We start from the raw sequence: 9928 nt of genomic DNA on the forward strand, positions 1-9928 counted from the left end.
ATGAAATAGATTATAAAATCAACCAATGGCGAATTGAGAATATGGGTAAGATGCGGTACAACTTTGGTTTTAATGCAGAGCAAGCTGAGATGCGAAGGCAACGAATTTTAGAAAGACTGGAATATTTATATCATATACTTTATCCCTAAATTACACATAATCTGGATAAAAAAGTTATGAAATAATAACTATATAATACAAAAATTGCTACAACTTTTTATTTGCTCTTTATTATTCTTCCAAACAGATGACGCAGTTGTTAGCACTATTAATTTCCTGGGGAATTGAAATACCTGTGGTATTAATTACTTTAGCAAATACACAGCAATTTTTTTCCCGTGGGGATATCTACAATACGTCGATTATAGCCTTTGCTGCAACCCTCTTCACCCATCCCCTAGCTTGGGAAAGTAACCAAATACTAATTCCTTACATGGACTTTCCTCTCAGAATAGCACTGATAGAAAGCTGTGTGGCGATCGCAGAAGGGATTCTCTATGCAATAATTTTAAAATTAGGTTGGCAAAATGGTTTATTTTTATCCATCATTGCTAATGGAGCTTCGTTTTTAGGAGGTTTGCTAATCGATGAATTCTTGCGATCATAAATACTGGTAATGCAATATTTAGAAAATCTCTCTGATAGGCAAGCAACCCTTGCAGTACAAGGGGGATTGATTGGAAATACGCTTTGTCGTTGGAGTTGACAGACCCTGGTTTTGACTTTAGTGTTTTGAGCGAATTCCGCGACCGATTAATAACAGGTGGAGTCGAGCGACCAATACTAGACTTGATGCTGTCGAAATTTCAAAAACTTAAACTACTGTCAGGGAGTTAATGCTGTTATTGTATCCTGTACATCTTAACAACGAGCAGTTTATAAGGTAAAAGTAGATACAGCTAAGAATTCTTGAAGAATCACAATGGATGTAATATGAGTGAATTAGTTGTAGTCAACTTTGATGACAAATACAAAGCGGATGAAGCGCTTCTAGAACTGCTAAAACTTGAACAAGAGTATTTAGCTGACTTGGAAGACGCAGTTATTATTACCAAAAATGCACAGGGTAAGATTAGGGTTAAACCGTATCATGATTTAGTTAAACCCGGTGATCTGAGCAATGAACTTTGGGGTGGAATCATTAGCTCCACTTTCTTTCACCGCTTTCTGACAATTAAAGAGAGCGTGTTTGACAGTAATTTCTTAACCGAAGTCGAAGAATCTTTAAAGCCAAATTCCTCATCTTTGTTTGTCTTGATTAATTATGCTCATCCAGAGAAAATAATTGCAGAATTTCATCGGTTTGAAGGAAAGTTAATTAGAACAACTCTGTCTAAACACCAAATAGAGAATCTACAAAAAAATTACCAAAAAGCCTAAATAATTTGAGTGCTTAAAATAAATTATATGGCTAATAAAATTACTGAAAAACTCAAGCAAGCTACCGCTAGTTTGCTAATGATGAGTGAATCAGAGTATCCTTTTGAAGTGTTTCTATGGTCTAACCAAGTTCAAGAACCTTTGACAAATCAAAAACTTATTCAGTTAACAGGACATTCCCAAGATACATCAGTTGAAGAAGTAGAACTAGATTATTTATTTCGGAACTGTGCTTTAGAAAAAGAATGGCACGATGAAATACAAAAACAAAATGTGCAGAAGTTTCAATCACTTGTCAAAACATTAAAAGATAATCTGACTAATATTCATGTCTATCGGGTAGGCACGATAAATATCGATATCTATATTATTGGTAAAACACCATCTGGGGATTTAGCGGGAATTACCACAAAAGTTGTAGAAACCTAATTAATCAATTATTAAGCTGTTACGCATTTAAATTGTATATTTCGCACTCAGGTTGTCAAAAGTCCAAAGTCCAGATCCCAAGCTAGCCTTTGACTCTGGACTCTTGACTATGGACAGCCCTGACGCAGGAATATTTGATTTAGGTGCGTATCACCTTAGCCTGTCTATAATTTACAGACAGGCTTTAAGTTTTTAGTGAGCTAACTATCCTTACAAATTGTCAACTCTAGCCTCAATTACAGATTGAGTAGTTGTAGAGACATTAGAGAGCAAATCGTAACCAGTGTTTACTTCGATAGAGTCAACACTAACTCTGTAGTCTCTCCAATTTGCATATCTAACACCTTGTGTATTAGGTATGTTTACAGCAATTACTCTTGTGCTAGTCGTTACGCTGGCAGCACCAGAGTTTGGTCTATTTAGGACTACAATAACTTTCCAAGTTCTAGCTGGGACTGTAACTTTACCTCCAGCAATAGTGCTGAAGGTTCCATTCGACAAGGTTCCACCAGCGCCATAGGAACCGGAAATAATATAGAGTTCTTTACCTTGATTGACCACTAAATCTCGACAATAATTTTCTAGATTTGCCCATACTCCCTGATTATTATCAGGTGCTTGGGGTATCATATTTGTCATCAGAAAAGTAGCAGAGTTATTTGCAATTGTATTTGTTCTATCTGCTGAAGGAGCCATGTGACCACGGTCAAAACCACTACCACTGTAATCAGAGGACGTAACTCGGTAGCAGCCTGAAGGTAATGTAGTATCTGCACGAAAATCATCTTGGCGAGGCGCGCTTCCGAGCCATGATGTATTTAACTGCCAACTTACCCAATTTGGTGTCCCTCTATAGCAATTGTAAGAAACTGCATATTGAGATTTGCTTAATAAAAGATTACTGTAACTAGTATTAGCCCCACTAGGATTGCCCATCGTTAAATGAACACTTGAGGTTTGGGCAGTTAAGGGATTTTGTAGATAACTAACCAGGATTAATGATATTGCTGGTAAGGCAATAAGTAGAATAGTCTTAGAAAATTTAGACTTCTTCATTCGTTACTATTTATTTGTTGAAACTAACTACAATTGCTTCTGTTCAAGTTACAGAAACTCAGTCAAACTTAGCGATTGTAATATAGCTTTGGTTGTATAAGCTGAGGTTAAAAAGTTGAAAACATTGTATTAACATTTAGTAATCATTTAGGTGATTATCTTAAATAAACGTTTCCAATAATATGGAAAATTGTAATTATTTCTGTGATGAAGTAGGCATGAGCCTTTTCTACAGAACGCTACGCTTTCCTCGTAGGGTATGGAGCAATACGGTTCAGTTAACGTTGTCAGCTTATCGATTTCAGAAGAACCAAGACTTGGGGGATTCTCCCCCAAACCCCCGATTGGGGGACGGTTGCGTCCCCCAAGCCCCCTCCAAAGAATAGATCTGTTTTATTTTCTTAACTGAACCGTATTGGGGTATGGAGTGTATTTGATTTAGCAGAAGGACTTCCAGAGTTAAGTATTTATCGTCCCATTGTTGGGTAAACTGCGCTAATTGAAGAAGATCATACGCGCTAAAAATTAAAGAAGTTGCGCTGTCGCGGCTATATAAACTCTTACAAATAAAGCTAGTAAGCTAAATCAGAGAATTTTTTCTGAGTTTGTTTCTTAGTTTTAATCTTTTGCTAGCAGTTTCTTAACCTAGCTGGGATAGTTTGAGGGCAATGGAACCGAATAGCAATTGGAGTATGTAGCCATTTTATGGCATATATGCTGATTTTTGGGAGAGATTTAGCGATCGCCGTAGGTCATCGCCTATCTGGCAAGTTTAGCTGTAAACTGCATCCTTTGCAGTTACATTTGCTTTGTTGCCAAAAATAACGTCGTTTATACCCCCAACTCCCAAAGCTTAGTACTTTGGGTCAATTTGTGCATTATTCAATTTTTTATCGTTCAGGTCTTACTCAAGCTTAAAAGTATAAGGTTTTTCTCACTTACACCCCTAAACCCCTACACCCCCATACCCCTAAACTCCTATACCCCAAACTCTGGATTATGGTAAACACTACAGTCCGCTTTTCCCAGTTCAACGCGTCTCTAAACCGTAACGCTGAAGGTCAGTTAGTCAGTGATTTATCTACCCCTAATAACGCTCAGGCGAAAGCTGTGGCGGAAATCATCCAGCGCAATAACCCGGATGTGTTGCTAATTAATGAGTTTGACTACGATAGTGATGATCCTTTAGAAGCGGTTCGACTTTTCCAACAAAATTACCTGGGTGTGAGCCAAAACGGTGCAACGCCTGTTAATTATCCTTATGTTTACATTGCTCCCTCAAATACGGGTATTGCTTCTGGGTTTGACTTAAACAATAACGGTGTAGCTGTGACCACTCCAGGCGCATCAGGATATGGTGATGATGCTTTTGGTTTTGGTAGTTTCCCTGGTCAATTCGGGATGTTGCTGTTATCCAAATACCCAATTGATACTGCTAACGTCCGCACCTTCCAAAATTTCCTATGGAAGGATATGCCAGATTCTTTATTATCTACTATCCAGAGTCCTGGTTCTCCAACGCCTTGGTACTCACCAGAAGAACAAGCGGTTTTGCGCCTCTCCTCTAAAAGCCACTGGGATGTACCCATTTTGGTGAATGGTGAAACAGTTCATGTCCTAGTTAGTCACCCCACACCCCCAGTTTTTGATGGTGCAGAAGACCGGAACGGTAAACGCAACCATGATGAGATTCGTTTTTGGGCAGACTATATTACCCCTGGTGAAGGTGGTTATATTTATGATGATGCTGGGGGAACTGGCGGTTTAGCTGCGGGGTCGAGCTTCGTGATTATGGGTGATCAAAATGCTGATCCCTACGATGGGGATAGTTTTGATAACGCTATTCTGCAACTGTTACAAAATCCTGGTGTTAATACTAACTTTATTCCCAGCAGCCCTGGTGCAGCGCAACAGTCAGGCTTACAAGGGGGAGCCAATACCAACCACCAAGGCAATCCTAGTTTTGATACAGCTGACTTTGCTGATACCACTCCGGGGAACTTACGCTCAGATTACGTCCTACCTTCTACGGACTTGCAGATTACTAACTCGCAAGTTTTCTGGCCTGTAAATAATGATCCCACATTCCCCCCTGTGGGAACGTTTCCTTTCCCCAGTTCCGACCATCGCTTGGTATCGGTCGATGTGCAGGTGGGGGCGACTGAAGCGGGTAAAACTATTACTGAGTTGGAGTTTCAAGGACAAACTACTTTCCCCACAGGCTTTATTCCTAATGGTGCGGCTGGGGTAGTTAATGGATTGGCAGCCCCGGTGGGTGGGTTATCTGGTGTTACCTATGATGCAGCCAACAACCGTTACTATGCTATCTCTGACGATCGCTCTCAATTTGCCCCTGCGCGTTTTTATACTTTTACAAAAAACGGAGATGTAACTTTTACTGATGTTGTCACTCTCAAAGATAGCAATGGTAATACTTTCCCCTTAAATAGCCTTGACCCAGAAGGTATCGCTTTAACTAATAATGGGACTGTATTTATCTCTTCCGAAGGTGAGGCGAATCCTAGCGCTGGTCGGGTGACCAATCCCTTTATTAGAGAGTTTTCCTTAACAACAGGTCAAGAAGTTCGCTCTCTTTTTGTACCGACTAAGTTTCTTCCTATTGTCCAGGATACCAATAACAACGGTATTGTTGATACTGGTGATACTCAAACATCAGGGGTTCGCAATAACCTAGCCTTTGAAAGCCTCACCATCACACCAGACCAAAAAACTTTATTCACCGCAACAGAAAACGCCCTCTTCCAAGATGGTGCTAGGGCTTCTCTCACCAGTGGTAGCCGTTCGCGGATTCTGCAATATAACTTAGTTAGTGGTCAGCCAGAGAAAGAATATCTTTATATTACAGATGCGATCGCTGCTGCGCCAAATCCATCTACAGGCTTTAGTGATAATGGTTTGGTAGACTTGCTGGCGATTGATAACCGTGGTACTTTGCTGGCGGTGGAACGTTCCTTTGCTCAAGGTGTGGGGAATACAATTAATATCTACGAAATTTCTCTGCAAGGTGCGACCGATATTAGCACCATTAACTCTCTCGATAGTCTAGATACCACAGAATTTGCTGCCATTCAACCCGCCCAAAAGCGCCTATTATTAAATCTCAATGACCTCAACCTACCCAATGGTACAGACAACATTGAGGGTATTAGCTTCGGCCCCAAACTAGCTGATGGTAGTCAATCGATTGTCTTGGTGAGTGATAACAACTTTAGCGGTACGCAATTTACGCAAATCCTTACCTTGAGTGCAGAGATAGTTCCCACGGTTACGCCGACGGTGGAAACTCGCCCTGATTTACTCGACGATGATAATCCATCAATTCCAGTAATTGACCAGAATGCGGATGCTGATGACCCAGCAATTTATGTGAATGGGACGAATCCCGATGCTAGCCTTGTTATAACTTCAGTTAAAAATGCCGGATTGCGGGTTTATGACTTGTCAGGGAACTTGTTACAGAGTATTAATCCAGGCGGTATTCGCTACAACAACGTAGATTTACAATACGGATTCAGATTAGGCGGTCAATCTATAGATATCGTCGTAGCAAGCGATCGCCAAAATGATAAGCTGGTATTCTTCAAAATTAACCCCAATCCCAGCACCCCCGGTCAATATTTAGAAAACATCACCGATAGCAGTTTGGGGACTATCTTCCAAGGCGCACCCTTCGCACCACCCTATTCGTCTTCTTCCCGCAGCGCTTACGGTCTAGCTTTGTACCGTAGCCCCATCACTAATGATTATTATGTCTTTGTCAATCGCCGTCAAACTGGAGACATCGCCCAGTTAAAACTTATAGACCAAGGTAATGGCAAAATTGGGACGCAACTAGTCCGACAGTTCACCATCCCCACCGATGGGGGAATTGACCCCCAAACAGAAGGGATGGTGGTAGACCAAGAAACTGGTTTCCTGTACATTGGACAAGAGAATGTCGGTATTTGGAAATACGAAGCCGAACCCAACAGGGGAAATATAGGTAGGCTAATTGACACAATCAAAGATTTGGGTGGTTCTTACCTAACAGATGATGTAGAAGGCTTGACTATTTACTATGGTGAGAATGGTACAGGTTACTTACTAGCATCGAGCCAAGGTGAAAATACCTTTGTTGCTTATACCAGGGAGGGTAACAACGATTATATCGGTAGTTTTGCCGTGGGGAATAATGGAGCGATCGACAGTGTGCAAGAGTCCGATGGCGCAGATGTAGTTAACGTCCCATTAGGTTCTAATTTCCCCTTTGGTTTGTTCGTTACCCAAGATGGTGACAACCAACCAGCCAACATAGTTGATGGTGAAAATGTTAACGCCAACTTCAAGCTAGTACCTTGGGAAAATATCGCCAATGCTTTTTCTCAACCCCTAGACATTGACACCACCAGTTACGACCCTCGTAATCCCGTCGCCCAAGCCAGATTGACTATCTACGATTTTGATAACCTACCCAAATTAGGGACAACTTCCGCAGGTCAAGATATTTTCCTTGGTGGTTTCTCTGGGCTATATTTCCAAGGTATTGCTGCTAATGGTAACTTGAAATTCGTCACCCATACAGACCGCGGCCCCAATGGTGAAAACATCGGTGCAAATAGACCATTTGCTTTACCCAACTTCCAACCAGAAATAGTCAGCTTTGAACTCAACCGTGCTACAGGCGAGATTACTATCACCCAAAGAACCGGATTGTTCCGCCAAGATGGGACAACACCCTTAACTGGACTACCCAACCTGCAAGCCGGCGCAAGAAACACCGCCTACACCGATGAAATTCCCGTTAACTTACAAAACCAAATCTTACCCAACGACCCCTTGGGAGCAGATTTGGAGGGGATTGTTGTAGATAAAAATGGGGATTACTGGTTGGTAGATGAGTACCGTCCAGCAATTTATCATTTTGATAGTAATGGCAAACTAATCGAGCGTTTTATCCCCAGAGGAACAGCCACTGCACCCAATCCCGACCAACCAGCCGGTACTTTTGGGATTGAAGTACTACCAGAAGTTTATGCCCAACGCCGCAATAATCGCGGATTTGAAGCTGTGGCGCTGGAGGGTAACAAACTTTACGCCTTTATTCAAAGTCCCATTGATAATCCGGACAATACTGGTGATACAGTTTCTCGTAGTTCCCGCAACTTAAGGATTCTGGAGTTTGATCTTGTCAGTAAACAGGTAACAGCCGAATATATTTATTTACTGGAAGGTCTGCCAAATACTGACAAAATTGGTGATGCTGTGTCTTTGGGTAAGGGCAAATTCGCCGTAGTTGAACGAGATGATGGTGAAACCGCCGACGCTAATAAATTGATTTTTCTGATTGATTTAGCAGGGGCTACCAATATCAATAACTCTGCTAACTATAGCTTGCCCAGTGGTAAAACAATTGAGCAACTGACACCAGATGAGTTGACTGCTGCTAATATTACCCCCGTGAGTAAGAGTCTCATCGCCAATGCGGCCGAACTGGGTTACACAGGTGTGGGTAAATTGGAAGGACTAGCACTCGTCGCCCCCAATACTCTCGCCCTACTCAATGACAACGATTTCGGTGTCACTGGAACTACCATTAATCCTGATGGGACAATTAGTATTCGAGTTGCACCACTACCGGAAAGACTGGCTCTCTTAGAACTCCCTAATAATTTACCAGTCACACAGCCATTAGATATTCAGTTTGGCTCCTCTGGTAGTGATAATATTACGGCGGAACCCGGTCAAATATTATTCACAGGTGATGGTGCAGATACGGTAGATTCCCCTGGGAATAATACTATCTCCACGGGCAACGGAGATGATACGGTATTTGTGGGCAGTGATGCTTCTGTCTCTACTGGCAATGGTAATGATCAAGTCTTTATTGGTGTAGATAGTCCCGCCAGCAACACTACAGCTAACGGTGGTCATGGTGATGACGAAATCACCGTGATTGAAGCCGGTGGAAGTAATAACCTCTTTGGTGCAGCAGGTAATGACACTCTGCAAGTCATCGAAGGTTCTCGTCAATTCGCCTTTGGTGGTTCTGGTAACGACACCCTCACTAGTAACGGTAGTTATAACCGTCTCAATGGTGGTTCAGGAGATGACAAATTATTCTCCAGTGTGAATGACTCTGTATTCGGTGGTGATGGTGATGATGTGCTATTTGCAGGTCAAGCCGGTAGTAACCGTCTGAGTGGTGGCGCTGGTGCTGACCAGTTTTGGATTGCTAATGGTAGTTTACCAACTAGTAAGAATACGGTGACGGACTTCGCTGTCGGTTTTGACAAAATTGGATTGGGGGGAATTGGTGTGACACAATTTAGTGCTTTAAGTCTGGTACAGCAAGGTAGTGATACTTTGGTGAAGCTAGGTGCGACTGAGTTAGTTATATTGCAAGGAATTAACTCAACAAGTCTCACTCTCACTGACTTTGTGTTTGCGGTAAGTGTGGTGGCTTAGTTATACCAATTCGCACCTGATATGGATTAATGTGAGTTCGATGTATTCGGAATAACCCTCCTCCATAGCTGGCTTGGCTACGAAGGCGTAAGCCTACCCTCAGGGTTAATCAATAGCACACAGTAAGTTAACAATTACTCACTTTTCCTAACTTTCCTTGACAACCCTCTAATATACTCACGTAACACATCAGTCTTAGTCCTTGACACCTGTTCACAGTATAAATCTAGTAACTCTAGTTCTTTCTGTGGAATCCTTATTGTTAACTTTCTTTCGTCTTCCATTGTATGGCGATATGCTGTACAATATATAGTATATGCTATTAGGATTCAAGACAGAACTAAAAGTTAACAATAAGCAGCGTACTCAGTTGTCAAAACACTGTGGCGTAGCGCGTCACGCTTGGAACTGGGGGTTGGCATTAACCAAGCAAATACTCGACCATAACAAGTTGAGTCCAGAGGAGAAAATTAAATTTCCTAGTGCGATTGACTTGCATAAGTGGTTGGTAGCATTGGTTAAACCAGAACACCCTTGGTACTTTGGGCGTTGCTGAATAAGGGGATGAATTGATTTAGCTAGGTACAATTTGATACTT

At 41.8% G+C, this 9928-nt stretch carries 6 protein-coding genes and 2 pseudogenes; 6 read left to right on the top strand and 2 right to left on the bottom strand.

The features are described 5' to 3' along the window. The first annotated feature begins 247 nt into the window (after window positions 1–247). From ACM5QX_RS28820 to ACM5QX_RS28835, 4 genes and pseudogenes are all read left to right on the top strand, one after another. Window positions 248–607 (top strand): hypothetical protein, encoded by a 360-nt coding sequence (locus tag ACM5QX_RS28820; RefSeq protein ID WP_414756644.1) that lies wholly within the window; start codon window positions 248–250, stop codon window positions 605–607. Beyond that, a pseudogene (locus ACM5QX_RS28825) lies at window positions 608–810 on the top strand (transposase); the annotation flags it as partial. Between the two features lie 123 nt (window positions 811–933). Beyond that, a complete protein-coding gene (locus ACM5QX_RS28830; protein ID WP_414756645.1) occupies window positions 934–1380 on the top strand; it encodes a DUF1269 domain-containing protein in 447 nt (148 codons plus the stop codon). Between the two features lie 27 nt (window positions 1381–1407). Further along, complete coding sequence (locus ACM5QX_RS28835; protein ID WP_414756646.1) at window positions 1408–1809, top strand: nuclease A inhibitor family protein; 402 nt, start codon at window positions 1408–1410, stop codon at window positions 1807–1809. A gap of 210 nt (window positions 1810–2019) precedes the next feature. Here the strand turns inward: ACM5QX_RS28835 and ACM5QX_RS28840 are convergent, their stop codons facing one another. Then, window positions 2020–2865: a DNA/RNA non-specific endonuclease gene (locus ACM5QX_RS28840; protein ID WP_414756647.1), complete on the bottom strand. Its 846-nt coding sequence runs from the start codon at window positions 2863–2865 to the stop codon at window positions 2020–2022. A gap of 999 nt (window positions 2866–3864) precedes the next feature. On the opposite strand from ACM5QX_RS28840, the gene ACM5QX_RS28845 reads away from it, so the two are divergent. Together ACM5QX_RS28845 and ACM5QX_RS28850 are read left to right on the top strand one after the other, a co-directional pair. Then, window positions 3865–9330, top strand: a complete 5466-nt coding sequence (locus ACM5QX_RS28845) for a phytase (RefSeq protein WP_414756648.1) — start codon at window positions 3865–3867, stop codon at window positions 9328–9330. 316 nt (window positions 9331–9646) lie between these two features. After that, window positions 9647–9718: pseudogene (locus tag ACM5QX_RS28850) on the top strand (transposase); the annotation flags it as partial. Between the two features lie 8 nt (window positions 9719–9726). Here ACM5QX_RS28850 and ACM5QX_RS28855 read toward each other — a convergent pair. Beyond that, window positions 9727–9928: hypothetical protein (locus tag ACM5QX_RS28855; RefSeq protein ID WP_414756649.1), on the bottom strand; the 202-nt coding region annotated here is incomplete at its 5' end.

The organism is Anabaena sp. CCY 9910 (genome assembly GCF_963920875.1).
Classification (GTDB): Bacteria; Cyanobacteriota; Cyanobacteriia; order Cyanobacteriales; family Nostocaceae; genus Trichormus; species Trichormus variabilis.

Excerpts from the sequence above, each read along its gene's own strand:
- ACM5QX_RS28820 (WP_414756644.1), top strand. The coding sequence starts at position 248 with ATGACGCAGTTGTTAGCACTATTAATTTCCTGGGGAATTGAAATACCT.
- ACM5QX_RS28830 (WP_414756645.1), top strand. The coding sequence starts at position 934 with ATGAGTGAATTAGTTGTAGTCAACTTTGATGACAAATACAAAGCGGAT.
- ACM5QX_RS28835 (WP_414756646.1), top strand. The coding sequence starts at position 1,408 with ATGGCTAATAAAATTACTGAAAAACTCAAGCAAGCTACCGCTAGTTTG.
- ACM5QX_RS28840 (WP_414756647.1), bottom strand. The coding sequence starts at position 2,865 with ATGAAGAAGTCTAAATTTTCTAAGACTATTCTACTTATTGCCTTACCA.
- ACM5QX_RS28845 (WP_414756648.1), top strand. The coding sequence starts at position 3,865 with ATGGTAAACACTACAGTCCGCTTTTCCCAGTTCAACGCGTCTCTAAAC.